Genomic DNA, 24,476 nt, shown 5'->3' on the forward strand with positions numbered 1-24,476 from the left:
CCCGGCGCGCCCTGAAACCTTGTCGCGGAATTTACGCGACGGTCCCCACCTTAACCGGAACGGCCCATCCACGCTCCGGCCCGGCACCGCGAACCTGTCTCCCGATCATCGACCCTCCGCCGCTGAGCCGCGCGTTTCGTCCGGCACGGAGAACCTCGGCACGGCGGCCCGGGCCACCCCCCGAGGGGCGGGGCGCCGCACGTCAGGCCGCCGCGCGTCGACCACGGAGGCGGGGGCGCCGACGCGCCGGGCCGCTGGGCCCGGCGCGTCCACACGGGTGGGCGGTGGCCCGCCCGCCGCGTGTCAGTCCTCGCTGGCCGCGCCCGGGAGCTGCGTCTGGATCAGGTCCATGACCGAGGAGTCGGTCAGGGTGGTGACGTCGCCGAGGTCACGGTTCTCCGCGACGTCCCGCAGCAGCCGCCGCATGATCTTCCCGGAACGGGTCTTGGGCAGCTCCGCCACCGGCAGGACGCGCTTGGGCTTGGCGATCGGGCCGAGCGCCTTGGCGACGTGCGCCCGCAACTCCTCGACCAGGCCCTCGTCCTGTGTCGCCCCGCCCCGCAGGATCACGAAGGCGCAGATGGCCTGGGTGGTCTGCGGGTCCGCCGCGCCCACCACCGCCGCCTCGGCGACCTTGGGGTGGGAGACCAGCGCCGACTCCACCTCGGTGGTGGAGATGTTGTGCCCCGAGACGAGCATGACGTCGTCCACCCGGCCGAGCAGCCAGATGTCGCCGTCCTCGTCCCTCTTCGCGCCGTCGCCCGCGAAGTACTTGTTCTCGAAGCGGGACCAGTAGGTGTCCAGGTAGCGCTGGTCGTCGCCCCAGATCGTGCGCAGCATCGACGGCCACGGCTCGGTCAGCACCAGGTACCCGCCCGACCCGTTGGGCACCTCGTTCGCGTCGTCGTCGACGACGGTGGCCGCGATGCCGGGCAGCGGCACCTGCGCCGAGCCCGGCTTGGTCTCGGTGACGCCCGGCAGGGGGCTGATCATCATGCCGCCGGTCTCGGTCTGCCACCAGGTGTCCACGATCGGCGCCCGGTCCCCACCGATGTGCTTGCGGTACCAGACCCACGCCTCGGGGTTGATCGGCTCGCCGACCGAACCGAGGACGCGCAACGACGACAGGTCGAACTTCGCGGGGATGTCGTCGCCCCACTTCATGCAGGCGCGAATCGCGGTCGGGGCCGTGTAGAGGATCGTCACCCCGTACTTCTGCACGATCTCCCACCAGCGCCCCTGGTGCGGGGAGTCCGGCGTGCCCTCGTAGAGCACCTCCGTCGCGCCGTTGGAGAGCGGCCCGTAGACGATGTACGAGTGGCCGGTCACCCAGCCGACGTCCGCCGTGCACCAGAAGACGTCCGACTCCGGCTTGAGGTCGAACACCGCGCTGTGCGTGTACGAGATCTGCGTCAGGTAGCCACCGGTGGTGTGCAGGATGCCCTTCGGCTTACCCGTGGTACCCGACGTGTAGAGGATGAAGAGCGGGTGCTCCGCCTCGAACGCCTCCGGCGTGTGCTGGTCGGACTGGCCGTCCACCAGGTCGTGCCACCACACGTCGCGGCCCTCGGTCCAGGCCGTGTCCTCACCGGTACGCCGCACCACCAGGACACTGCGTACGTTCTCGGTGCCCGGACGGGTCAACGCCTCGTCCACGGCGGGCTTGAGCGCCGACGGCTTGCCGCGTCGGTAGCCCCCGTCGGCGGTGATCACCACGCGGGCGTCCGCGTCGTTGATCCGTGTGGCCAGCGCGTCCGCCGAGAACCCGCCGAAGACCAGCGAGTGCGGTGCCCCGATGCGCGCGCACGCGAGCATCGAGATCACGGCCTCGGGGATCATCGGCAGGTAGATCGCGACGCGATCGCCCGTCTGCACGCCCAGCTCGATCAGCGCGTTGGCCGCCCGCGCCACCTCACGCTGCAACTCCGCGTAGGTGATCGCCCGCGTGTCGCCCGGCTCCCCCTCGAAGTGGATGGCGACGCGGTCTCCGAGCCCGTTCTCGACGTGCCGGTCGACGCAGTTGTACGCGACGTTCAGCTTGCCGTCCGCGAACCACTTCGCGAAGGGCGCGTTCGACCAGTCCAGCGTCTGGGTCGGCTCGGTGTCCCAGCTCAGCCGACGAGCCTGCTCGGCCCAGAAGCCCAGCCGATCAGCCTTCGCCTGCTCGTACGCCTCCGCGGTGACGTTGGCGTTGGCTGCCAGGTCGGCGGGTGGCGCGAAACGCCGCTCCTCACGAAGCAGGTTGGCCAGGCTTTCGTTGCTCACGACTTCTCCCATTCCCAGGGTGCCCGTTGTGTCCCAGGTCATAGCTCATCAGCCTGCGGCATCCTCTGACAAGGGCTGTTGAAAAAAATTGGTGTAGACCTTTACCGGGTGACACCCCTCGACCCCGCTCGCGACCGCCGCGGGACGCCCACGGCGCGGCCCGGCCCGAGTGGCCGCGCGGGCGTCGCTCACGACATGTCGCCCCCTGGAGAGGGAGCGCCCCGCGGGCGGCTGACCGTGGCGGAGTCCAGGTCCCCGGCGAGGGGCGCCACCGGATGCTCGGTGTGGCGCGCCCCGTCGGCCGGGCCCGAAGCCGTGGCCCGCGCGGTCGGCCGCGCGCCGGCCACCCCGTCGGTCGAGCTCGCGTGCCCCGTCGAGCGGACGGTACGACTGGCCGACTCGGTCCCCCGGGATGTCTCGGCCCCACCGTGGCCGGCCCCCGGGAGGTCGCGCCCACCGGGGCGGGGTCGAACGGGAACGTCCTCCTCCGCTCGGCCGTCGGGGTCCGGGGACGCGACGTGCGCCCGCTCCCGGCCGCCGGGTGGCGGGAACTCGGTGTGAGCGGGGCCACCGTGGCGGGCCGGCTGGCACCGCTCCGCCACCGGCGGGTACGCCACGGCGAGGCGTCCCGCCCCCCGCGCGGGCAGCGCGTCGTGGGGGCGGGCCGGGTGTCCGACGTCCTCCGCGTGTCCGACGTCCCCCCAGTGGCCGACACCCTCGGGGCGGCCGGCGCCCTCCGGAGGGGTGGGGCGCTCGGGCTCCACGGCGGAGAACACCCCGGAGGCCGGGTCCAGCACGTACGCCTGGGCCTCCGCCACGTGGAAGTACATCCCCTGGAGCGCGAGCGTGCCCTCCCGGACCCGCCGCGCCACGCACGCGTGCGCCATCAGATGCTCAAGCTGCTGCTCCACGTTGACCAGGGCCAACAACTCCGTGTCGTCCGCCACAGCGCGCCCACTGAGCCCCACCGCCGCACGACCGTCCGCGCCCTGGCCGGCCGCCGGGTCGGCTCCGCTCTTCTTGATCGACTCCAGTCGCTCCAGGCTTGGCCGCCCGTGCCGCAGCCAGCGCGAGAGCGAGGTGTCGTCCGCCGGGCCTCCGGCCGAGTTGAGCAGGGCCTGCATGGCTCCGCAGCCCGAGTGACCGCAGACGGTCAGGGAACTGACCTTCAGCACGTCCACCGCGTACTCGATCGCGGCGGCCACCGAGTCGCAGGCGCTGTCGTCGTCCGACGGCGGCGTCAGGTTGCCCACGTTGCGGACGGTGAACAGGTCGCCCGGCCCGCTTGAGGTGATCATGCTGGTGACGAGCCGGGAGTCGGCGCAGGTCAGGAAGAGCTGACTGGGTCGCTGGCCCTCCCGTGCCAGCCGAGCCAGCTCCTCCCGTACGAGCGGGGCGGTGTGCCGCTGGAAGGCGCTGACGCCCCCGATGAGCTGACCGCTGTTCGGCGCTCCGCGCCGCGCCGGGGCTACGGGCCGGGTGCAGTGGTGATTGCGCCACGGCATCCAGGGCCGACACGGATGCGCCTGCGCGTGCGCGGTGGCCGGTTCGACCAGGGCGCGTCCGGCGCGTCCCCCGAGTCGTACCCAGCCGCCGTCCGAGCGGTACCCCTGAGCCCAGGACTGGAGCGCGTCGTACGCGGCGTGGTCCATGAACGAGCCGTGCAGTTCGACCACCACGCTTCGCCGGCGTGGTAGTTGCCCCAGTACGCGGCTCAGCCGGGGCACCGCGAGGAAGGTGAGCTGGCCGTTCACGCGCACCCGGAGGCAGTCGGCCTCGCCGGTGACCGCGACACGCGTGTGGGTGAGACGGCGGAAGGCGGTGACGACGGCGACCACCACGCCGATCGCGACGCCCTGCAGGACACCGAAGACGACGACCGAGCCCAGCGTCGCGGCGTAGACCGGGAACTCGCGATGCCGCCGCACGTGCTTGATGTGCGCGAAGTTCACCATCTGCACCCCGACCATCATCACCAGTGCCGCCAGCGCGGCCAGCGGGATCAGCTCCAACGCGGTGGCGAGCAGTCCCGTACACAGCAGGACCCAGATCCCGTGCAGGACGGTGGAGCCCTGACTGGCGGCTCCGGCCTTCACGTTGGCCGAGCCGCGCATGGCTCCGCCGGCCACCGGCAGGCCGCCGAGGAACCCCGACGCCACGTTGGCCGCCCCCTGCCCGAGCAGCTCGCGGTCCAGCCGGGTCTGCGCGCCCCGGGAGTCGGGGTGGGCGGCCTGTAGTCGGTCGACGGCGACCGCGGAGAGCAAGGACTCCATGCTCGCCACCAGTGTCACGGTGAGGACGGCGGCGATCACCCCGAGGACCGGGCCGTCCGGGAGGGCCGGCAGCCCCTGGAGCCGCAGGGTGGGCAGGTCGACGCGGGGGACGGTGAGCCCGGCACTCAGCGCGGTGCCGGTGCCGACGGCCGCCAACGGCGCCGGAACCAGGCGCGCCCATCGCCCTGGGCGGCCCGGCAGCCGAGGCCAGGCCACGAGCACGGCCACTGTCAGGGCGCCGACCAGCAACGCCGCGGCGTGTGGGCGAAGCAGCTCGGCGGGCAGGGCGGCGAGGTTGCCGACGGCCGAGCCGCCGGGTCTCTCGCCCAGCATGACCCGCATCTGGCCGATGGCGATGACCACGCCGATACCTGCGAGCATCCCGTGCACGATCGCGGGGCTCACCGCGAGTGCCGCTCGGGCGACACGGAGGCCGCCCAGGGCGAGCTGGGCCAGGCCCGCCATCACGGTGATGGCACACGTCGCTCGCCAGCCGTAGCGCTGGACCAGGTCGGCGGTGACCACGACAAGACCGGTGGCCGCCCCGCTGACCTGGAGCGGGGCGCCGCCCAGCAGGCCCGCCACGATGCCCCCGATCGCGGCTGCGATCAGACCCGACTGGAGGGGCGCGCCAGTGGCCAGCGCCAGCCCGAGGGAGAGGGGGATGGCGATGAGAAAGATGACGAACGAGGCGGAGAGGTCCCGACGCACCGAGGTGCGGTCGATCCGGCTCCAGAGCTGCAACATTCCCGTCTCCTCCGGGTCTGCGCGGTCGCGAACGAGGTCCCGACCGTGGGCACGGCGTACTGCGGTGGGCTGCTGGGGGCTCCGATGAAGCCCGCGTACTGATGGGCGGTCTGGCGTGGGCCGCGCACCGCCGGACCGGGGTCGCGGGCGGTGGCGGTGCCGGAGGTGATGCGGTGCGCCGGACGACGGTTGGTGATCGGCGTCGGCTCGGGGGCTCGGCCAGGACGTGCTGCTGAAGAAGGGGCGAGCCCACCGGGAGTGATAACGGTATGCGTTCGCTTCGTCACTCTCAAGCATCGGTAAACGAATCGTAATGCCGGGTAAAGGCCGCGAGGAAGGGCTTCCGATCAACCGCGCCAGTCATTCCATCTATCGAGTGAGTGCCGGTTTAAGAATGCTTGCTGCTTCTTACCTATTAGATGACTTATGGGGTGTTTGCCCGCTGTTCCGCGGGCGCTCAGAGGTCGAGAAGCGAGGTGGCAGATGACGACCGCACGGAAGGCCTCGATAGGGCTGGTGCTGACGGCGATACTCACCGGGATAGCCGGCTGCTCCGGCGGCTCGGGCGACTCCGACACGAAGAGCGAGGAGAAGGGGCCACCGCCGAAGGCCGCGACGCCGTTGCGCCTGATAGGCGACGGCTCGACCGCGTACACCGGGGCCCAGCCGCTGCAACCGACGTTCCAGCGCCTCGGCCAGGGTCAGCGCCCGCCGCAGTTCGTCGTCTTCTCCTGGGACGGCGCCGGTGAGGACAGCCAGCGGCTTTTCTCCCGCTTCCGCGAGGTGGGCAAGCGCTACGACGCCACGATGACGTACTTCCTCAGCGGCGTGTACATGCTCCCCGGCGCGAAGAAGGAGCTGTACCACGCGCCGCAGCACGCACCCGGTGCCTCGGACATCGGCTTCAACGACGTCAAGGGCATCCGGGACACCGCCGCGCAACTCGCCGGAGCGTGGCGCGACGGCAACGAGATAGGCACCCACTTCAACGGCCACTTCTGCGGCCCCGACAGGGGTGTTGGCACCTGGTCGGTGGACGAGTGGCGCAGCGAGATCCGGCAGGCCGAGTCGTTCGTCAAGAACTGGAAGACCAATACCGGCCTTCGCCACGCGCAGCCGCTGCCCTTCGACTACAGCGCGGAGCTCGTCGGTGGCCGCGCGCCCTGTCTCGAAGGGCAGCGCAACCTGATACCCGCCGCCCGCTCCATGGGCTTCCGCTACGACGCCAGCGCGGCCGGCGGCCGGCAGGTCTGGCCGGCCAAGCAGGGCGGCATCTGGGACTTCCCGCTGCAGCAGGTCCCCATGCCGGGACGCGCCTTCGAGACACTGTCCATGGACTACAACTTCCTGGTCAACCAGTCCGGCACGACCCGGGGGGACCGCGCCCGGCACGCCGCGTGGGGCGACCAGATGCGGGACGGCCTGCTGGCCGCCTTCAACCGCGCGTACCGGGGCAACCGGGCGCCGCTGCTGGTGGGCAACCACTTCGAGTCGTGGAACGGCGGAACGTATATGCGTGCCGTCGAGGAGACCATCAGGAAGGTGTGCCCGCGGCCCGACGTGCGGTGCGTGTCGTTCAAGCAACTCGCCGACTGGATGGACGCCCAGGACCCTCGGATCCTGGAGAAGCTGCGCAAGCTGGACGTCGGTGAACAGCCGAAGGGCGGCTGGGCCGCGTATCTGACGTCCCGCTCGGCTCCCGCCGCCGAGCAACCAGCGGGCACGGTGGCGACGAAGACCCGAGCCGCTGGTGCCCCTGCTGAGGCGCCACGCTCACCGGGCGCACCACCGGCGACCAGTCGGTCGGATAGCGCACCGCGCGCCACGGGACGGTCGTCCGACGCGGTGGGGCAGCCGTACACGTTCAGTGGCGAACTCACGGGCCTGGGCCGCCTCAGGCCGGCTGTCGGCTAGCGACCAGCCGCTCGTCCAGGGCGAACGCCGGATCGAGCTGGGCTGCCAGGTCCGTGCCGGGCGCGTGTTTCTCCGACTCTCGGCGTTCTTGAGGTGGAAGTGGACCATCTGGCGGGCGTAGCGCTCCCCGTCGCGTGAGGCGTACGCGACGTCCACGGTCTCGTGGGGGGCGTGTGACACTCGCCGGATGGTCGCCTCCAGCGTGACGAACCCGGGTGGGCGGCCCGTCTCCACCTCCCCCCTCCGCACCCACGGCAACTGGCGGGGCTGGCGAGCGGGTCCTCGCCAACCTCGTGTGGGAAGGCGATGTCGTCGGGGCCTCGAACCCTGTCACCCACCACGCGCGGTGCGATGTCGAAGTCCCGCGCGTGCTCCTCGCACTGTCGATGAGCCGCGGCCTCCTTCCTGGTCGCCTCGGTGACCAGGAACGGTCGAAGCGGGTGAAGACGCCGGAGGCGAGGGAGCCGCTGCCGGCGGTCCTGTTGGTGACGACGAACTCCTGCCGCGCATCGACCAGCCGTGCACCCTGTCCGGGGCGAGTCGTTTCGAGCATGGTTCCCTTCGAGATGACGTGAGGATGGGGAGTCGTACAAGTGGTCCTTTGCTAGGGATGGTTGATTCCCGATGGCGGCTGGAGTGGCGTCGCTGTGCTGGGGCAACCCGAGTGAGGTGCCCGGGTGCGGGCCGATGTCCGCGTCGATGGCGATGACCGGGGCGCGGGCAGCGGCGAGGTGGCGTACGAGGAGCGAGGACAGCCTGGTCCTGCCGCAGCCGCTCTTTCCCACAAAATCGATCTTCACCTTCGCCTGGTGTGGGTGTACTGGGGGGCGGGACGTCGTTTCTGGTGAGGAAGGCCACTCCGACAAGGGGCGCGGCCTCGGATGTGCGTAGTGTCGTACTCATGAGTAGTGGGACATCTGATCCGCTGTCGGCGTTGGCGGCCCTGCCCGGCGTGACCGATTCCGTCGATGCCGTACGCAAGGCCATCGACCGGGTCTACGGCCACCGCGTCATGCGTCGCCGCAGCCACGAGGTCACCGCCGAGGCCGCGCTGCGTGGCGCCCGGGGCTCCGCGGCGCTCTCCGGTGCCGACTGGGCGCTGGAGGAGGTTCGTCGGCGTACCGACTTCGGTGCCCAGGGCGAACCGCGCACCGTCGGGGCCGCGCTTCGGCTGACCGCCGAGGCCGGGCAGCTTCTCAGCGTGTGGCGGCAGTCGCCTCTTCGGGTGCTGGCCAGGCTCCACCTCGTCGCCGCGGGTGATGCCGCGCGAGGCCAGTCGGCGGATGCCGCACTGGACGCGGTGGGGCGCCCGAGGCTGGCCGGCGAGGCGGTGGACGAGCCGTTGATCGCGCTGCCGGTGCCGGACGCTGATGAGGTGGCTGGTCGACTGGACGGGCTGGTTCGCTTGCTGCTCGCGGGCACGGAGGCTCCTGCGTTGGTGGTGGCGGCCGTGGTGCACGGGGAACTGCTCGCGCTGCGTCCCTTCGGGTCGCACAACGGGCTCGTCGCCCGTGCCGCCGAGCGGGTCGTTCTGGTCGGGAGTGGGTTGGACCCCAAGTCGATCTGTCCGGCTGAGGTCGGCTACGCCGAACAGGGGCGGGCTGGATACGCGGGTGCGCTGGAGGGGTACGCCTCGGGGACACCCGAGGGGGTAGCCGCCTGGATCGTGCACTGCGGTCGGGCGGTTGAACTAGGCGTACGCGAGAGCACGGCCGTGTGTGAGGCGTTGCAGCGCGGGGCGGCCTAGCGCCCGCCGGCCGTGCTGACCGAGTCTTTCGCCGCAGCAGGTCTCCGGTGCGAAGCGGGGGCGTCGCTCGTATGCGGGCGCTATCGCGACGGGGCTCGCGCGGGGCGGGGCAGTGCGGCGGCGTAGTCGGCAGAGTTGCGGCGGCGCCAGATGGAGATGGCGCCGCCGCTGGCACGTCCGCTTGGTTACCATGCGTGCTCGGTTTTGTGCCCATCAGGTCGGGAACTTTGCCCGTCTCCTGGTGCGGCTGGCCCGTAATCGACGGGTCGGCGTCGCGTGGGTGCCTAGCGTCTGTGCTCGGTCCGTGGGGCCTTGGTGCGAGGGGCTTCCTCCCGGATGTCCCTGGTCTCGCGGGCCGTTGATTCCTTTCTACTCCCGTCAGGTGCGAAGCGGAACCCCCTGCTGCAGATCTTTACTTTTGGTCGCAAACTTGGGCACATCACCCGGCGTGGTGCAGTGCGGTGATGCCTGGCCTGGGTGGGCGGTGTCGAGTCGCGTACCAGACCAACCCCGCAGCGGCGGCAGCTCCCACCACGGCGGCCGCCGCCAGGGTCGGCCGGGGCGGCATGGAGAAGGTCGGGAGGCGTTGCTTCAGCCGGACCGGTCGGTTGAAGTTGAGGATGGGCCAGCCGCGCGCTGTCGCTTCCCGGCGCAGACTGCGGTCGGGATTCACAGCGTGCGGGTGGCCGACCGACTCCAGCATCGGAACGTCGGTCGCCGAGTCGCTGTAGGCGTAGGAGCGCGAGAGGTCGTAGCCCTCGGACTCGGCCAACTCGGCTATGGCCTTGGCCTTGGTGGGCCCGTAGGCGTAGTACTCCACCTCGCCGGTGAAGCAGCCGTCCTCGACCACCATCCGGGTGGCCACGACGCGGTCGGCGCCCAGCAGCGCTCCGATGGGTTCGACGACTTCCGCCCCGGAGGTGCTGACGATGACCACGTCGCGGCCTGCGGCGTGATGCTCCTCGATGAGTGAGGCCGCTTCGTCGTAGATGATGGGGTCGATCAGGTCGTGCAGCGTTTCAGCCACTATCTCCCGCACCTGCTGTACGTTCCAACCACGGCAGAGCGCTGATAGATATTCCCGCATCCGCTCCATCTGGTCGTGGTCGACGCCTCCGGCAAGGAAGACGAACTGCGCATATGCGGTGCGCAGTACGGCTCGGCGGTTGATCAGGCCGCCTTGGTAGAAGGACTTGCTGAACGTGAGAGTGCTCGACTTCGCAATGACCGTCTTGTCCAGATCAAAGAAGGCGGCTGTGCGCGGCAAGGAGTGGTTTTCCACGGGCTGAGCATAGGGCCCGCCATTCGGCGTAAGCGGCGGCGAGTGGGTTTGCTTAGGAAGGCCCTCGGGTACACCATGGAAGTCACGGATCGTTCGCGACCGTGCTAACCCCGTCCGGCTCCTCCCCCCCCCGAGTCGGTCGTGGGGACGACCCCCGCTCTCCCCCCCGGCGGGGGTCGTCGCATGTCCGGACACTTTTCGACGCGCCACTCCTGATCATCGCTCTCCTCCTGTGTCTGCTCGGTGCGCTTCCTCCACGAGTCTGCGATGTGACCGTACGTAATCGCCAGTGGTTGCCGTGGAAGTCGCCGATTCAGGTGACGGAGTTATTCACAGCCCACGAGTTGTCCACAGATTTAGACCAAGATCCCCGAGATTTCTCGGATCGCTGCACGGTCGATTCCCGCGATGTTCGCGGGTTCGAGAGAGCGCAGTGAGATGAGGAGGGGACCGTGGCTGGAACTATCGCGTCTGGTCAACTGGAGGAAGGTGCCGACCAGCGCCGCAGACCGCTGATCGTGACGGAAGACGAAGAGCTTCTCGACGACTTGTTGCGGTTGTGCGCGGCGGCCGGTTCCGCGCCGGAAGTGGCCCATGGAACGCTCGTCGGCGATGCCAGTTGGGAAGGCGCTCCCCTGGTTCTCGTCGGCGATGACCGTGCGCGGAGTTTGGCGGGCGCGCCCCGTAGGCAGGGGGTGCTGCTGATCGGGCGAGATCTCGATGACCCGGGGATCTGGCGGCGAGGCATCGAGATGGGCGCGGAGTGCGTCGTCTTCCTGCCCGACGCCGAGACATGGCTGGTGGACCGGGTCGCCGACGTCGTCGAGGGCACGGCCGACCAGGCCGTCACTGTCGGGGTCATCGGCGGCCGGGGCGGCGCCGGTGCCAGCACCCTGGCCTGTGCGCTCGCGGTGTCGGCCGCCCGTGCCGGGCAGCGCACCATGCTCATCGACGGCGATCCGCTGGGCGGCGGCCTCGACGTGTTGCTCGGCGGCGAGGGAGCGGCGGGGCTGAGGTGGCCGGCCTTCGCCAAGTCGCAGGGCCGGGTGGCCGCGGGAGCGCTGGAGGAATCGCTACCCGAGCTGCACCGCCTGCGTCTGCTCAGCTGGGACCGGGGCGGCGTGGTGGCCGCTCATCCGCTCGCGGTCCGCTCGGTTCTCGCCGCCGCGCGCCGAAGGGGTGGCGCCGTCGTGGTCGACCTGCCACGGCGCGTGGACGAGGCGGCGGCCGAGGTGCTCGCCCAGCTCGACATGGCGCTGTTGGTGGTCCCCGCCGAACTGCGGGCTGTGGCCGCTGCCCACCGTGTCGCCTCCTGCGTTCGCATGGTGCTGGGGGACCTGCGCGTCGTGGTCCGGGGCCCGACCGGCAGCGGGCTGGACGACGAGGAGATCGCCCGGCTGCTGGACCTGCCGCTTGCCGGGGAACTGCCACCCGAGCCGGGGCTGCTCGCGGCGTTGGAATCGGGCGAGCCACCAGGCGCGAGTGAGCGCGGCCCCCTGGCGCGCTTCTGCGCCGACTTCTGGGCCCGAGCGAAGCCCGTCGGAGGTGCCACATGAGCGGCGCCCTGTTGGACGCGGTGCGTACGCGGCTGGCGGGCAGCGGAGGAGAACCGACGCCGGCTCGTGTCGCGGCTGCGCTGCGAGAGGAGGGGCGGATCCTTGGGGACACGGAGGTTCTCGGGGTTGTGCGGGCCCTGCGCTCCGAGCTGGTGGGAGCCGGCCCCCTCGAACCGCTGCTCGCGCTGCCCGACGTGACCGACGTGCTGGTCACCGCGCCCGACCAGGTGTGGATCGACCGTGGGGCCGGTCTGGAGCGCACCGAGGTCCGCTTCGCCGACGCGGCGGACGTGCGCCGCCTCGCGCAGCGCCTCGCGGCGGTAGCGGGTCGCCGCCTCGACGACGCGAAGCCGTGGGTGGACGCCCGACTGCCGGACGGGACACGGTTGCACGCCGTCCTGCCCCCGGTCGCCGTCGCGAGCACCTGCCTGTCGCTGCGGGTAGTACGCCCCCGGGCGTTCACGCTCGCCGAGCTCGCGGAGGCGGGGACGGTGCCGCCCGGCGGCGAGGCGCTGCTGAAGGCACTGCTGGACGCCCGGCTCTCCTACGTCATCAGCGGTGGGACGGGGACGGGCAAGACGACCCTGCTCAGCACGCTGCTGGGCCTGGTCGGGCCCGGCGAGCGCATCGTCCTGGCCGAGGACTCCGCCGAGCTGCGGCCCGACCATCCGCACGTCGTACGCCTGGAGACCCGGCCCGCCAACCAGGAGGGACGCGGCCTGGTCACACTGCGGGACCTGGTGCGACAGGCGTTGCGGATGAGGCCGGATCGATTGGTGGTCGGCGAGGTTCGCGGGCCGGAGGTGACGGACCTGCTGTCGGCGCTGAACACGGGACACGAAGGCGGGTGCGGCACCGTGCACGCCAACGCGGCGGCCGATGTGCCGGCCAGACTGGAGGCGCTGGGGTCCACGGCGGGGCTCGACCGGGCGGCGCTGCACAGCCAGCTCGCCTCCGCGCTGTCCGTGATCATCCACCTGACCAGGGACCGCCGGGGTCGTCGCCGCATCGGCGAACTGCACGTGCTGGAGCGTGACCGGGACGGCCTGGTCACGACCGCGCCCGCGGCGCTGTGGGGCCCGCTCGGCTTCGAACGTGCCCCAGGGTGGCGACGGTTGGAGCAGCTGTGCGCGCGAGGCGGTGAGGGCGCGTGACGAGCGGGTCGGTCAGCGCCGAGTCGCTGGCGTTGTGCAGCGCGATGCTGTGTCTGGCCGTGGCCCTGTGGTGCGGGGCGGGGCCGGACCGTCGGTCACGCCGACGCCGGCTGGTCCTCGCGGGTGGCGCCACGCTCCCCTCGACAGCCGGCGCCGCGTTGGAACGTGGGCGCGTGGGACCGAGTGGCACATCGCGGCTGCTCACGGCCTTGGAGCGAAGCAGGCCCTGGCAGCGATGGCCGCGTCTGGTATCAGCGGCGGCGCGACGGCGAGACCTCGGCGCGGAGGTGGCCTGCGTGCCGCTGGGAGGCGTGCTCGCCGTGCTGGGTGACTCCGTCCTGCCGTTGGCCGGCGGGGTGTTGGCGGCATTCCTTGGTAGGCGATGGCGACGCGCTCGCGCAGGCCAGCGGCGCGCGGCGCGGCGAGGCTCGGCCGTGATCGAGCTGTGCGCCGATCTCGCGGGTGACCTGCGTGCTGGGCACCAGCCGGGGGAGGCGCTGCGTTCCGTTGAGGTGACCGAGTTCGCGGACGCCTGGGCGCGGGTCACCGCGGCCGCGCGCTTCGGCGGGGATGTGCCCGCCGCGCTGCGCCTGGTCGCTCGCCTCCCGGGCGCGGAGGGAATGGCGGGAGTAGCCGCGTGCTGGCAGGTGGCGGTCGAGGGCGGCGCGGGCCTCGCGGACGGCCTGGACCGCGTCGCCGCGGCCCTGCGCGCCGAACGTGATCAACGAGAGGAGTTACGCGCCCAACTGGCGGGCGTGCGATCGACCGCCGTGATGCTGGCTCTGTTGCCCGCGTTCGGCCTCGTGCTCGGCAGCGCGCTGGGCGCCGCGCCGCTCCACGTCCTGCTCCACACTCCGGCCGGCCTGAGCTGCCTGGCGCTCGGCGCGCTCCTGGAGTGGGCGGGCCTGGCCTGGACCGCGCGCATCGTGCGCCGAGCCGCCGAGCCGGCGGCCCCCGCACCACAGGACAGATTGCCCGCCGCGCACCAGAGGACACCGGGCTGATGGGCATGGAGACCTGGTCCGCCGAAGTTATCCACAGGCTGGGGATCGCCATCTCGCTCGTGTGCTTTGCTGGATGCACGGCATTGGCGATCAGCGCGGTACGAGACCGACGGAGCGCCCAACAGCGTCGCCTGGCCCTGTCGCCAGGCAGCCCGTCCACGACGCGTCCCCAGCGAGTTCGACCGCCGCGACGCCGGGCGACTCGCGGGCGCCCCGAGGCGGCGGACACCGGGGCCGTGCGCATGCGCTTGGCCGCCGTCGGCTGCGGGTGCCTGGGGCCCATCCTCCTCGACGGCTGGGTCGGATACGGAGCGGGACTCGCCCTGGCGTACGGAGCCTGGCGATGGCACCACAGGAACGCGGCCCGACGCGCCGGAGAACCCACAGACGAGGTGGCTCATGCGACTGATAGCACGCTCACGACAGACCAGAAGGCACTAGCCGCGGCCCAACTTCCTCTGACTGCCGAGCTTCTGGCCGCCTGTCTGGCGGCCGGGGCGGGCCCGGGGGAGGCCGCCGAGGCGGTGGGGGGCTCGTTGGACGGCCCGGTGGGGCAGCGCCTCGCGCGGGCGTCGGCAGAGCTGCGCCTGGGCGGCGATCCGTCCGTGGTGTGGGGGCACGTGGGCGCCCTGCCTGGGGCCGTACGGCTGGCCCGGTCGCTGGAGCGGGCGATGGTGACGGGCGCGCCCGCCGTCGAGCCGGTCACGCGGCTGGCCCTCGACTGCCGCGCCGAACGCGGCCGGACGGCTACGGCCCGAGCCCGACGCGCCGGAGTGTTGGCCACCGCTCCGCTCGGCCTGTGCTTCCTGCCCGCCTTCCTCCTGGTGGGCGTGGCACCGGTGGTCATCGGGCTGGCGGACGGGCTGCTCACTACCTGACCTGAGCGCGGCACGTCAGGGCCACACGAAAACGATGAACGAAACGAGGAGTTGAGCGAGTCATGGCGAGTAGCGGAATCAAGCGTTGGGGAGCCCGACGGTGGGCGGCCTGGCGCGGAGCACTACGGCACCGACGGGAGGCGGGCATGGCGACGGCGGAGTACGCCGTGGGGACCATCGCCGCATGTGCCTTCGCGGCCGTGCTCTACAAAGTGGTCACGAGCGAGCCCGTCGCCGGGGCGCTCCAGTCGGTCATCGAGAAGGCGCTCAGTGCGCAGTTCTGACGGACACACCGGAAGCGGCTGCCGAAGCCCGGCGCGAACGGCGCGTGCGTCGCAGACCCGAGACAAGGTTCCGCGCGGGGATCGGCCCCGCGATCGGGGAGCGGTCAGTGCCGAGGCCGCGATCGTCCTGCCCGCCCTGGCGCTCTTCACGCTGATGCTGCTCTGGGGCCTGATGGCCGCCTCAGCGCGCATCCAGTGCGTTGACGCGGCGCGGGCCGGTGCCCGCGCCGCGGCGCGGTCGGAGACGCCGGCCGCGGCGATGGCAGCCGCTCGGTCGGCCGCACCGTCCGGCGCCAGGATCGTCTTGAGCCGGGAGGGCGACCTTGTCCGCGTACGGGTCGAAGCCCGCACGGTGGGGCCGGGCCCGCTGACCGTGCGGCTACGAGGGGAGGCGGTGGCTCTTGCCGAGGACACGATCGCGTCGCGCTGAACAACGTCGACCCGCTCGCACGGCTACGGGTTCACGCCACGGCCGGCGGTACGGAGACGACGGGATGGCGACGGTGTGGGTCGCGGTGGCCGCCTCGGCCTTGTGCGCGGTGTTCGCCGTGGTGCTGACCATGGGGTCGGTGGTCGCGGCGCGGCACCAGGCGGGCGGTGCGGCGGACCTGGCGGCGCTCGCGGCGGCCGATCACGCGCTTGAGGGCGAGCGGGCGGCGTGCGATCTGGCGGAACGGGTGGCGCGGGCCCAGGGCGCACGCGTCGTGCGGTGTGCGGTGCGAGGCGAGGTCGCTGACCTCGTCGCGGAGGTGCCGGCGGCTCGGGTGACGGCGGTGCTGCCCTCGGCGGCTGCGCGGACGTTCACCCAGCGCGTGCGCTCCCGAGCCGGGCCGGCGAACTCCGGGCCCCCGGCGCCCGCGTACTCGTCCGCGTCGGTGCGCTCCGGCGCGCGCTTGAGGGCCGGAACGCGAGGGGGCTCGTCGACCGTGCGGCCCAGCGCGGAGGCGGTGCGTGCCCGAGGTCGCGCGACGGCGGGCGGGGTGTCGGGCATATCCGTGGCTCCGAGCGGTCAGGGGCGCACCACCCTGTTCGGAGGGCCGGGCGAAGCGCCCTGTTCGGTGGGCTGCCGGACAGGGTGGCGGCCGAGGTAGCGCCCTGGCCTGCGGCGTAGGTGTGGTGGTCCGGTCTACGGCGGGGGACTGGTGGGGGGAGGGGAGGCATGGGTCAGGAGTTCGGTGAGGAGGCGCACGGCGGCCTTCTTGTCCAGGGGGTCGTTGCCGTTGCCGCACTTGGGGGACTGGACGCACGAGGGACAGCCGGAGGCGCACTCACAGGCCGCGATGGCCTCACGCGTGGCGGTGAGCCAGCGGGCCGCGGTGTGAAAGGCCCGCTCGGCGAAGCCCGCTCCGCCGGGGTGGCCGTCGTAGACGAACACGGTGGGCAGCAGCGTGTCCGGATGCTGCGGCACCGACACCCCGCCGATGTCCCATCGGTCGCAGGTGGCGAACAGCGGCAGGATACCGATCGAGGCGTGCTCGGCGGCGTGCAGGGCGCCGCCGAGCGTCTCCGCGGTGACGTCGGCGCGCTCCAACTGGTCCTCGGTGACGGTCCACCAGACGGCGCGGGTGCGCAGGGTGCGAGGCGGCAGGTCCAGTTTCGTCTCGCCCAGGACCTCGCCGGTGATGAGCTTTCGACGAAGGAAGGAGACGACCTGGTTGGTGACCTCGACTGAACCGAAGCACAGTCGGGCGTCCCCCCACGGCACCTCGGCGCTGGTCTCCAGGATGGCGATGCCGGTGGTGTCGCGGGCCGTGGTCGAGTACGTCGGGTTGGCCTCCTCCACCAGGGCGGCCGAGTCCGCCAGGTCGAGGTGGCGCACGAGGTAGGTGCGGCCCTGGTGGAGGTGGACGGCGCCGTCGTGGACGGTGGTGTGCGCGGCGGCGGCGTCCACGGTGCCGAGCAGCCGGCCCGTACCGGCCTCCACGATCTGGACGGGCTTGCCGCCCTCACCCCGGATGTCGGCGAGGTCGGCGGCCCGCTCCCGGCGGGTCCAGTGCCAGGCCGTGGCCCGACGGCGGAGCAGCTTGCGCTGTTCGAGCTGGGGGAGGATTCCGGCGGCGGCGGGGCCGAAGAGGGGCAGGTCCGCCTCGGTCAGTGGGAGTTCGGCCGCGGCGGCGCACAGGTGCGGGGCGAGGACGTAGGGGTTGTCGGGGTCCAGCACGGTGGACTCGACGGGTTGGCGGAAGAGGGCCTCGGGGTGGTGCACGAGATAGGTGTCCAGCGGATCGTCCCGGGCCACCAGGATGGCCAACGCCCCCTGCCCCGCGCGCCCGGCGCGGCCCGCCTGCTGCCACAGCGACGCCCTGGTGCCCGGGTAGCCGGCCAGCAGCACGGCGTCCAGACCCGCCACGTCGACGCCGAGTTCGAGAGCGGTGGTGGCGGCCAGGCCCAGGAGTTCGCCGCTGTGCAGGGCCCGCTCCAGGGCGCGGCGTTCCTCGGGGAGGTAGCCGCCACGGTAGGCGGCGACGCGGTGTCGTAGACCGGCGGCCGCCTCGGCGAGCCGCTCCTGGGCGATCAGGGCGATGAGTTCGGCGCCGCGTCGGGAGCGTACGAAGGCGACGGTGCGGGTGCCCTGCACGGCCAGGTCGGTCAGCAGGTCGGCGGTCTCGGCGGTGGCGGTGCGACGCACCGGCGCGCCGCGCTCACCGGCCAGTTCGGTCAGTGGAGGCTCCCACAGGGCGAAGACGAGTTCGCCGCGCGGTGAACAGTCTTCGGTGATCTCCACGGGGGTGACACCGGTGAGCCGGGCGGCCGAGCGTGCCGGGTCCGCCGAGGTGGCGGAGGCGAGCAGGAAGACGGGCTCGGCGCCGTAGCGGGCGCAGATCCGGCGCAGGCGTCGCAGTACCTGGGCGACGTGTGAGCCGAAGACCCCGCGGTAGGTGTGGCACTCGTCGATGATGACGTAGCGCAGGGCTCGGAGGAAGGAGGACCAGCGCGGGTGGCCGGGCAGGATGCCGCGGTGAAGCATGTCGGGGTTGGTGAGGACGTAGTTGGCGTAGCCGCGAATCCACTCGCGTTCCTCGACGGGGGTGTCCCCGTCGTAGACCGCGGCCCGGACGCGGGAGCCCAGAGGCTTGGCCAGGTCGGTGACCGCACGGCGCTGGTCGGCGGCCAGGGCCTTGGTGGGGGCGAGGTAGAGCGCGGTGGCACGCCGGGTGCCGGCGCGCGCGATCGCCCGCGTCGCGCCGGTGGGGCGGGCCTCCGGGCTGGGGGCGTCCGGGTCGCCCGGGGGTTCGGCGCCGTCGAGCAGCGTGCTGAGGACGGGGGCGAGGTAGGCGAGCGACTTGCCCGAGGCGGTGCCAGTGGCGACGATCACAGATTCGCCGCGCAGCGCGTGCTCCGCCGTCCGGGCCTGGTGGCTCCAGGGGCGTTCGATGCCCGTGGCGGCGATGGCATCGATCACTTCCGGCCGGATCCGCGAAGGCCAGTCGGCATGCTGACCCGTATGCGGGGGCAAGTGCTCCGTATGAGTGATGCGCGCCGCGCGGTCCGCCCGGGCGGCAAGCTGATCCAGCATGGCCCGCGGGGAACGACGTATCCCGGCGGGTCGCGGGAGTTGATTGTGGGCCATTGACCCAGAGTCTGTCACTGGCGTGGCGGACAATGGGCTCAAGGCGTCGTGCGCGCCTACTGGTAAGTGATTGAATGCCATCGCGGCTGCCGATCCATGGGGGGCGACCGCTCGATGCAAGGTGCTGGAGGTTCCGTGGACCTGTCCCTGTCGACCCGGACCGTTGGCGACCGTACGGTCGTCGAGGTCGGTGGCGAGATTGATGTATACACCGCGCCCAAACTGCGGGAGCAGTTGGTCGAGCTTGTGAACGACGGCAGCTACCACCTGGTCGTTGACATGGAGGGCGTCGACTTCCTCGACTCCACCGGGCTCGGCGTGCTGGTCGGCGGGCTCAAGCGGGTGCGTGCCCACGAGGGTTCGCTGCGCTTGGTCTGCAACCAGGAGCGCATTTTGAAGATCTTCCGTATCACCGGCCTGACCAAGGTGTTCCCCATTCACACCTCGGTTGATGACGCCGTCTCCGCCACCGACTGACGGTGCCGGACGCCCCGCGCTGGTGGTGCGGGGTGGAAGATCGTCGTGGCGGGGGGAACCGGGCTGACGGCCCGGCCCCTCCGCGAGCCAGTCCTCTTCGGCGGAGCGGAAGAGGACGCGTATGACCGAGGGGGATGGCATGGCCACCGTCGAACTTCGTTTCAGTGCCCTTCCAGAGCACGTCCGCACCGCCCGGCTGGTGGCAGCCGCTGTGGCGCGCCGGGCCGGAGTCGACGAAGCCGTGTTGGACGAGGTGCGGCTCGCCGTTGGCGAGGCGTGCTCTCGTGCCGTTGGACTGCACGTCAGCAATGACGTGTCGGCGCCGGTGCGGGTGGCTCTGACCGAGGAGGAGAAGAGGTTCTCCATCGAGGTCGGGGACGAGGCGCCGCACGCCGTGACCGGGCGTACCGCCGAGGGCGATGCCACGGCCGGGGCGTTGCCGGCCGACGATGCCGGGGCCGAGACGGATGACGAGATGGGTCTCGCGGTGATCAGCGGGCTCGTCGACGACGTCGAGGTGACCTCCGATGAGTCGGGTGGTGTGATCCGGATGAGCTGGCCGACGGCCGCCGCCGCATCCGACCCGGCCTGACGCGCGGCACATTCATCCGGCGTTTTCCGCGCCATCCCTGTTTCACCCTGATCCGACTCCGAGCTGACGCTTGAGGCGGTGCTTCGCGCTGCCTGACGAGGCGCGTGAGGGGGCTCCGGAGCAGTACGTCATCCTCCGGTTGCCCGGTGGGGCGCCTTCGAGGCCCGTACGTGTGTGAGGCGGGCGCGGTTCCCGTGCTGTGGCGCTCGACCACGTACCTGTGCGGCTGTGTGCCTGTCCGTCCGCGTATCTGTGTGTGCGCGTATCTGTGCGATTGGCTGCGGCGGTGCGCAGGTCTTTCCGGGTGTCGCGCTCGCGGTGGTTGTGTAACTGCTTCCCGCTTGCTGACTTCTCGCAACTTCCCGCGTTCGACGACGAAGCGGAATCCTCGCCGCGTCGCGGAGTGTGCTGGTGTGTTCGGTCGGGCGGGCGTGCTCGGTGCGTACCTGTGTGCTTCTGACCGCTCCGGTCGCTCCTCGGGTGGCGCGAACTCGAGGGTCTCACGGGCCGGATGCGCGCGCCGGTGTGACGTCCGTATGGCGGGCTCGTAGCGGCTTGTGCCGGGGTGACGCGTGCGTCCTCGCGGGCGCGCGGTGCGCGATGGGCGCCGTGGGGGTGGGCTCGGACGGTGCGCGGCGCCTGTGTCCCGCGAATGGTGACCGCGGCGGTGCCGGGGCGGGGCGGGGTGGTCTCGCGCGAGCCGATCGGGGTCGCGGGGGCCGCTGCCCGCCGCGTGCGGGTGGGCCTCGTGGGCCGGGTGTCATCGCCTCGTGCGGGAGGCGGACCGTGTGGCGTGGAGGGCGAACGGTTCGCTTGTGGCAGGGCGGGGCCCTACGCCGTCGGTGGGTGGGTGAGCCGGCGGGCCAGGCGAGCTCCGGCGGGCCGAGTTCGCGCCCTCTTGGCGGCACGCGAAGGGGCACTTCGCGCCCTCTCCGAGCCGGAGATCGCGCCGCGTGGGCCGGGAAATCATCCTGCGACTAAAGCTGTTTCGTGTTGCCCTCTGAGGTGGGGGCAAAGCTGTGAGCAGGGGCGTTCATAAGACTCTTAGATCATTTCCTGAGCGTCAGTCTGAGTGGTTCTTTCCTTCGTATGAGGGAAATTGCGGCAGCGGAACCATTTGATCACCACTGATGCAGGCGAATTCCCTTAGAGGTGCACTGTTTTGATCTCGCGTTGATCCCTACAATCCGTCCACATCTTGAGCTCAGGACGCCTGAGCGTGGCGGCTGTTTCGCGGTCGCGAAACCGCTGCGCGCCCATGTGCCAAACGTCAAGGAGGACGAATGGCGGGGCCTGCTACCCCTCATCAGCTAGACCTATCCCCCACCCTGGCCGCTGCCGAGCTGACCGACGGCAACCGATTGATCGTCCTGGTGGTCGCCCTCGTCGCGGTGGCGGCGCTGGCCGTGGCGGTCGTGCTCGTACGCCAGGTGCTCGCCGCTGGCGAGGGCACCGAGAGCATGAAGGAGATCGCTGCCGCGGTGCAGGAGGGCGCCAATGCCTATCTGGCTCGGCAGTTGCGTACTCTCGCCGTATTCGCGGCGGTCGTGTTCTTCCTGCTCATGCTGCTGCCTGCCGACGACTGGTCGCAGCGCATCGGGCGTTCGCTCTTCTTCTTGATCGGCGCCGGATTCTCGGCGGCGACCGGCTATATCGGCATGTGGCTCGCGGTTCGCAGTAATGTGCGAGTCGCCGCCGCGGCGCGAGCGGCGACGCCGGAAGAAGGCCAGCCCGCGAAGGATCTGACCGACGTTTCACACGCGGCCATGAAGATCGCCTTTCGTACCGGCGGAGTGGTCGGCATGTTCACCGTGGGCCTTGGCCTGCTGGGCGCCGCTTCGGTGGTGCTGGTGTACGCGGCCGACGCGCCCAAGGTGCTGGAAGGTTTCGGTCTGGGCGCCGCGCTCATCGCGATGTTCATGCGAGTGGGCGGAGGCATCTTCACCAAGGCGGCCGACGTCGGCGCCGACCTCGTGGGCAAGGTCGAGCAGGGCATCCCGGAGGACGACCCGCGCAACGCCGCGACGATCGCGGACAACGTGGGCGACAACGTCGGCGACTGTGCCGGCATGGCGGCCGACCTCTTCGAGTCGTACGCCGTGACCCTGGTGGCCGCGCTCATCCTCGGCAAGGTCGCCTTCGGCGACGCCGGTCTGGCCTTTCCGCTGATCGTCCCGGCCATCGGGGTGGTCACGGCGATGATCGGGATCTTCGCGGTGGCGCCGCGCCGTACCGACCGCAGCGGTATGACGGCCATCAACCGGGGCTTCTTCATCTCCGCGGGCATCTCGCTGGTGCTGGTGGCCGTGGCGGTCTTCGCGTACCTGCCGTCCTCCTACGCCGACCTGGACGGCATCACGGACCAGGAGATCCTGGGGCGCGACGGCGATCCGCGGCTTCTGGCACTCGTGGCCGTCGCCATCGGCATCGTGCTGGCCGCGCTCATCCAGCAGCTCACCGGCTACTTCACGGAGACCACCCGGCGCCCGGTGCGGGACGTGGGCAAGACGTCGTTGACCGGCCCGGCGACCGTGGTGCTCTCGGGCATCTCGCTCGGCCTCGAGTCGGCGGTGTACTCGGCGGCGCTGATCGGGCTGAGCGTGTACGGGGCGTTCCTGCTGGGCGGCACCTCGATCATGTTGGCGCTGTTCGCGGTGGCGTTGGCCGGAACCGGGCTGCTGACGACTGTCGGTGTCATCGTCGCCATGGACACCTTCGGACCCGTCTCGGACAACGCGCAGGGCATCGCCGAGATGTCGGGCGATGTTCGCGACCAGGGCGCGCGGGTGCTCACCGACCTGGACGCGGTGGGCAACACCACCAAGGCCATCACCAAGGGCATCGCGATCGCCACCGCGGTGCTGGCGGCGGCGGCCCTGTTCGGTTCGTATCGCGACGCCATCGCCGAGGCGGTCAGGGACGTGAACGCGAACGTCTCGGGCGAGATGAATCTGAGCATGGACATCTCCCAGCCGAACAACCTGGTCGGGCTGATCTTCGGGGCGGCCGTCGTCTTCCTCTTCTCGGGGCTGGCGATCAACGCGGTCTCACGCTCGGCGGGCTCGGTGGTGTACGAGGTACGGCGCCAGTTCCGGGAGAAGCCCGGGATCATGGACTACACGGAGAAGCCCGACTACGGGCGTGTGGTGGACATCTGCACCAAGGACGCGCTGCGCGAGCTGGCCACCCCCGGCCTGCTGGCGGTGCTCGCGCCCATCGTCGTCGGGTTCTCCCTCGGTATCGGCGCGCTCGGTTCGTTCCTGGCCGGGGCCATCGGCGCCGGCACGCTCATGGCGGTCTTCCTCGCCAACTCCGGAGGCGCCTGGGACAACGCGAAGAAGCTGGTGGAGGACGGCCACCACGGCGGCAAGGGCAGTGAGGCGCACGCCGCGACCGTCATCGGCGACACGGTCGGCGACCCGTTCAAGGACACCGCGGGGCCGGCCATCAACCCGCTGCTCAAGGTGATGAACCTGGTGGCGCTGCTCATCGCGCCGGCGGTGGTGAAGTTCAGCTACGGCGACGACGCGAGCCCGGGGCTGCGCGCCGTGATCGCCGTGCTGGCGAGCCTGGCCATCGTCGCGGCGGTCTACCTGTCCAAGCGGCGTGGCATCGCGGTGGACGACGAGGGGGACGCGGACGAGGTCAGCGTCGAACGCGCGGCGCAGAGCACCGACCCCGCGGTGGTCTCGTCCTGAACCGCGCCCGGGGCCGCACCACGAGCGCGCGGCGCGGCGCGCGGCGAGCCGGCCGCGCGCCGTAGCCGCGGTGGGCGGCGGGGCGGACCCGAGGGCGGGCCGTGCGCTGAGGCGCACGGCCCGCCCTTCGCGCTGCCGGCGGTGACGGCCCGTCGAGTCCCGTGCGGCGACCTGTGATACGGATCGGCTGCGGGCTGCGGGCTGCGGGCTGCGGGCTGCGGCGGAGGGGGAGGGGCGCGTGGGGGCCGTGGGCCGTCCGGATGGCGAGGTGAACGCCACGCCCAGCGCGGAGTAAATAGCCCCAATAGGGCATATAAGGGATGCTCAACTCGTAGCTCTCGCTCTGCGGGCGTGTAAGTTCCGGGGCCGAAGGCCATGGAAGGGACCAATCCGGTGAACAAGAAGCTTGTGGCGGCACTGTCCGGCGGTGCGGCACTCGTACTGGCGCTGACCGGTTGCGGCGGTGACGGCGACGACGGCGACAAGAAGGTCGAAAGCTGGGCCGAGAAGGTCTGCGGCGGCGTACAGCCACAGCTCAAGAAGATCCAGGAGGCCAACGCGGCCATCCAGGGGGCGGCCGACGAGCCCGACTCCAAGAAGCTCCAGCAGACCGACTCCCAGGCGTTCCAGCAGATTTCCGACGCCTACCGGGCGCTGGGCCAGTCGGTCAAGGACGCCGGCGCGCCGCCGGTGGACGACGGTGAGAAGGCGCAGACCGAGGCCGTCAAGGAGCTCAACGCCACGTCGCGGGCGTACGAGGACCTCAAGACCTCCGTCGACAAGCTGGACACCAAGGACAAGTCGAAGTTCGCCGATGGCCTCAACGGCATCGCGGAGAAGCTCAACAAGCTGGCCCAGAGCGGTGACGACGCGTTCAAGCAGCTCCAGGAGGGCGAGGTGGGCGAGGCCATGGCCAAGCAGAAGGGTTGCCAGCGGCCCAGCGGTGGCGCGCCGGCCCCCTCGATGGACGTCAAGAAGCCGACGGAGAAGACTTCCTGACGCGACGTCGACTCCACCACGGCGCTGAGCCACCG

The 24,476-nt window shown here is 71.4% G+C and carries 15 protein-coding genes and 3 pseudogenes; 13 read left to right on the top strand and 5 right to left on the bottom strand.

Annotated features, from left to right (window positions below; all coding sequences use genetic code 11):
• Positions 1-303: 303 nt before the first annotated feature.
• The gene (gene acs / locus ACFVFR_RS25430; RefSeq protein ID WP_383705651.1) at positions 304-2,265 is read right to left on the bottom strand and encodes an acetate--CoA ligase; all 1,962 of its coding nucleotides are present in this window, start codon (positions 2,263-2,265) and stop codon (positions 304-306) included.
• A gap of 752 nt (positions 2,266-3,017) precedes the next feature.
• Positions 3,018-5,285: pseudogene (locus ACFVFR_RS25435) on the bottom strand (SulP family inorganic anion transporter); the annotation flags it as partial.
• Between the two features lie 483 nt (positions 5,286-5,768).
• Here ACFVFR_RS25435 and ACFVFR_RS25440 point away from each other — a divergent pair.
• On the top strand, positions 5,769-7,199 hold the full coding sequence (locus ACFVFR_RS25440) for a hypothetical protein (protein WP_383705653.1): 1,431 nt from the start codon (positions 5,769-5,771) through the stop codon (positions 7,197-7,199).
• Here ACFVFR_RS25440 and ACFVFR_RS25445 read toward each other — a convergent pair.
• A pseudogene (locus tag ACFVFR_RS25445) lies at positions 7,180-7,999 on the bottom strand (ATP-binding protein). The gene ACFVFR_RS25440 and the pseudogene ACFVFR_RS25445 overlap by 20 nt on opposite strands.
• A gap of 101 nt (positions 8,000-8,100) precedes the next feature.
• Between ACFVFR_RS25445 and ACFVFR_RS25450 the strand changes: the two are divergent.
• The gene (locus ACFVFR_RS25450; RefSeq protein ID WP_383705655.1) at positions 8,101-8,946 is read left to right on the top strand and encodes an oxidoreductase; all 846 of its coding nucleotides are present in this window, start codon (positions 8,101-8,103) and stop codon (positions 8,944-8,946) included.
• Between the two features lie 439 nt (positions 8,947-9,385).
• Here ACFVFR_RS25450 and ACFVFR_RS25455 read toward each other — a convergent pair whose 3' ends face one another.
• Positions 9,386-10,228, bottom strand: a complete 843-nt coding sequence (locus tag ACFVFR_RS25455; protein ID WP_383705658.1) for an HAD family hydrolase — start codon at positions 10,226-10,228, stop codon at positions 9,386-9,388.
• A gap of 452 nt (positions 10,229-10,680) precedes the next feature.
• Here ACFVFR_RS25455 and ssd point away from each other — a divergent pair, with 452 nt between their 5' ends.
• The 7 genes and pseudogenes from ssd to ACFVFR_RS25490 all read left to right on the top strand — a co-directional run.
• Complete coding sequence (gene ssd / locus ACFVFR_RS25460) at positions 10,681-11,784, top strand: septum site-determining protein Ssd (protein WP_383705661.1); 1,104 nt, start codon at positions 10,681-10,683, stop codon at positions 11,782-11,784.
• Positions 11,781-12,938, top strand: coding sequence for a TadA family conjugal transfer-associated ATPase (locus ACFVFR_RS25465; protein WP_383705663.1), 1,158 nt, complete (start codon positions 11,781-11,783; stop codon positions 12,936-12,938). Before ssd ends, ACFVFR_RS25465 begins: the two co-directional genes overlap by 4 nt.
• A gap of 296 nt (positions 12,939-13,234) precedes the next feature.
• Complete coding sequence (locus ACFVFR_RS25470) at positions 13,235-13,942, top strand: type II secretion system F family protein (RefSeq protein WP_383705665.1); 708 nt, start codon at positions 13,235-13,237, stop codon at positions 13,940-13,942.
• A 242-nt stretch (positions 13,943-14,184) separates the two neighbouring features.
• A complete protein-coding gene (locus ACFVFR_RS25475; RefSeq protein WP_383705705.1) occupies positions 14,185-14,820 on the top strand; it encodes a type II secretion system F family protein in 636 nt (211 codons plus the stop codon).
• Between the two features lie 62 nt (positions 14,821-14,882).
• Positions 14,883-15,104 (top strand): DUF4244 domain-containing protein, encoded by a 222-nt coding sequence (locus ACFVFR_RS25480; RefSeq protein WP_383705667.1) that lies wholly within the window; start codon positions 14,883-14,885, stop codon positions 15,102-15,104.
• Entirely contained in the window at positions 15,091-15,534 is a 444-nt protein-coding gene (locus ACFVFR_RS25485) for a TadE family type IV pilus minor pilin (protein ID WP_383705670.1), read from the top strand. Before ACFVFR_RS25480 ends, ACFVFR_RS25485 begins: the two co-directional genes overlap by 14 nt.
• Before the next feature lie 64 nt (positions 15,535-15,598).
• Positions 15,599-15,952, top strand: a pseudogene (locus tag ACFVFR_RS25490) (Rv3654c family TadE-like protein); the annotation flags it as partial.
• Positions 15,953-16,230: 278 nt separating this feature from the next.
• On the opposite strand, the gene ACFVFR_RS25495 reads toward ACFVFR_RS25490, so the two are convergent.
• Positions 16,231-18,756, bottom strand: coding sequence for a DEAD/DEAH box helicase (locus ACFVFR_RS25495; protein WP_383705673.1), 2,526 nt, complete (start codon positions 18,754-18,756; stop codon positions 16,231-16,233).
• 54 nt (positions 18,757-18,810) lie between these two features.
• On the opposite strand from ACFVFR_RS25495, the gene bldG reads away from it, so the two are divergent.
• From bldG to ACFVFR_RS25515, 4 genes are all read left to right on the top strand, one after another.
• Positions 18,811-19,152 (top strand): anti-sigma factor antagonist BldG, encoded by a 342-nt coding sequence (gene bldG, locus ACFVFR_RS25500; protein ID WP_098752640.1) that lies wholly within the window; start codon positions 18,811-18,813, stop codon positions 19,150-19,152.
• A gap of 139 nt (positions 19,153-19,291) precedes the next feature.
• Complete coding sequence (locus tag ACFVFR_RS25505; protein WP_383705708.1) at positions 19,292-19,744, top strand: ATP-binding protein; 453 nt, start codon at positions 19,292-19,294, stop codon at positions 19,742-19,744.
• Between the two features lie 1,283 nt (positions 19,745-21,027).
• Positions 21,028-23,442 carry a sodium-translocating pyrophosphatase gene (locus ACFVFR_RS25510; RefSeq protein ID WP_383705676.1) on the top strand — a complete coding sequence of 805 codons (2,415 nt, stop codon included), beginning with the start codon at positions 21,028-21,030 and terminating at the stop codon, positions 23,440-23,442.
• A gap of 393 nt (positions 23,443-23,835) precedes the next feature.
• The gene (locus ACFVFR_RS25515) at positions 23,836-24,441 is read left to right on the top strand and encodes a small secreted protein (protein ID WP_383705679.1); all 606 of its coding nucleotides are present in this window, start codon (positions 23,836-23,838) and stop codon (positions 24,439-24,441) included.
• Positions 24,442-24,476 lie beyond the last annotated feature (35 nt).

The organism is Streptomyces sp. NPDC057702, from assembly GCF_042799315.1.
GTDB lineage: Bacteria > Actinomycetota > Actinomycetes > Streptomycetales > Streptomycetaceae > Streptomyces.

Bases quoted from the DNA above. Each gene is read 5' to 3' on its own strand.
- ACFVFR_RS25440 (WP_383705653.1), top strand. From the start codon at position 5,769: ATGACGACCGCACGGAAGGCCTCGATAGGGCTGGTGCTGACGGCGATA.
- ACFVFR_RS25450 (WP_383705655.1), top strand. From the start codon at position 8,101: ATGAGTAGTGGGACATCTGATCCGCTGTCGGCGTTGGCGGCCCTGCCC.
- ACFVFR_RS25465 (WP_383705663.1), top strand. From the start codon at position 11,781: ATGAGCGGCGCCCTGTTGGACGCGGTGCGTACGCGGCTGGCGGGCAGC.
- ACFVFR_RS25475 (WP_383705705.1), top strand. From the start codon at position 14,185: ATGCGCTTGGCCGCCGTCGGCTGCGGGTGCCTGGGGCCCATCCTCCTC.
- ACFVFR_RS25480 (WP_383705667.1), top strand. From the start codon at position 14,883: ATGGCGAGTAGCGGAATCAAGCGTTGGGGAGCCCGACGGTGGGCGGCC.
- ACFVFR_RS25495 (WP_383705673.1), bottom strand. From the start codon at position 18,756: ATGGCATTCAATCACTTACCAGTAGGCGCGCACGACGCCTTGAGCCCA.
- ACFVFR_RS25505 (WP_383705708.1), top strand. From the start codon at position 19,292: ATGGCCACCGTCGAACTTCGTTTCAGTGCCCTTCCAGAGCACGTCCGC.
- ACFVFR_RS25510 (WP_383705676.1), top strand. From the start codon at position 21,028: ATGGCGGGGCCTGCTACCCCTCATCAGCTAGACCTATCCCCCACCCTG.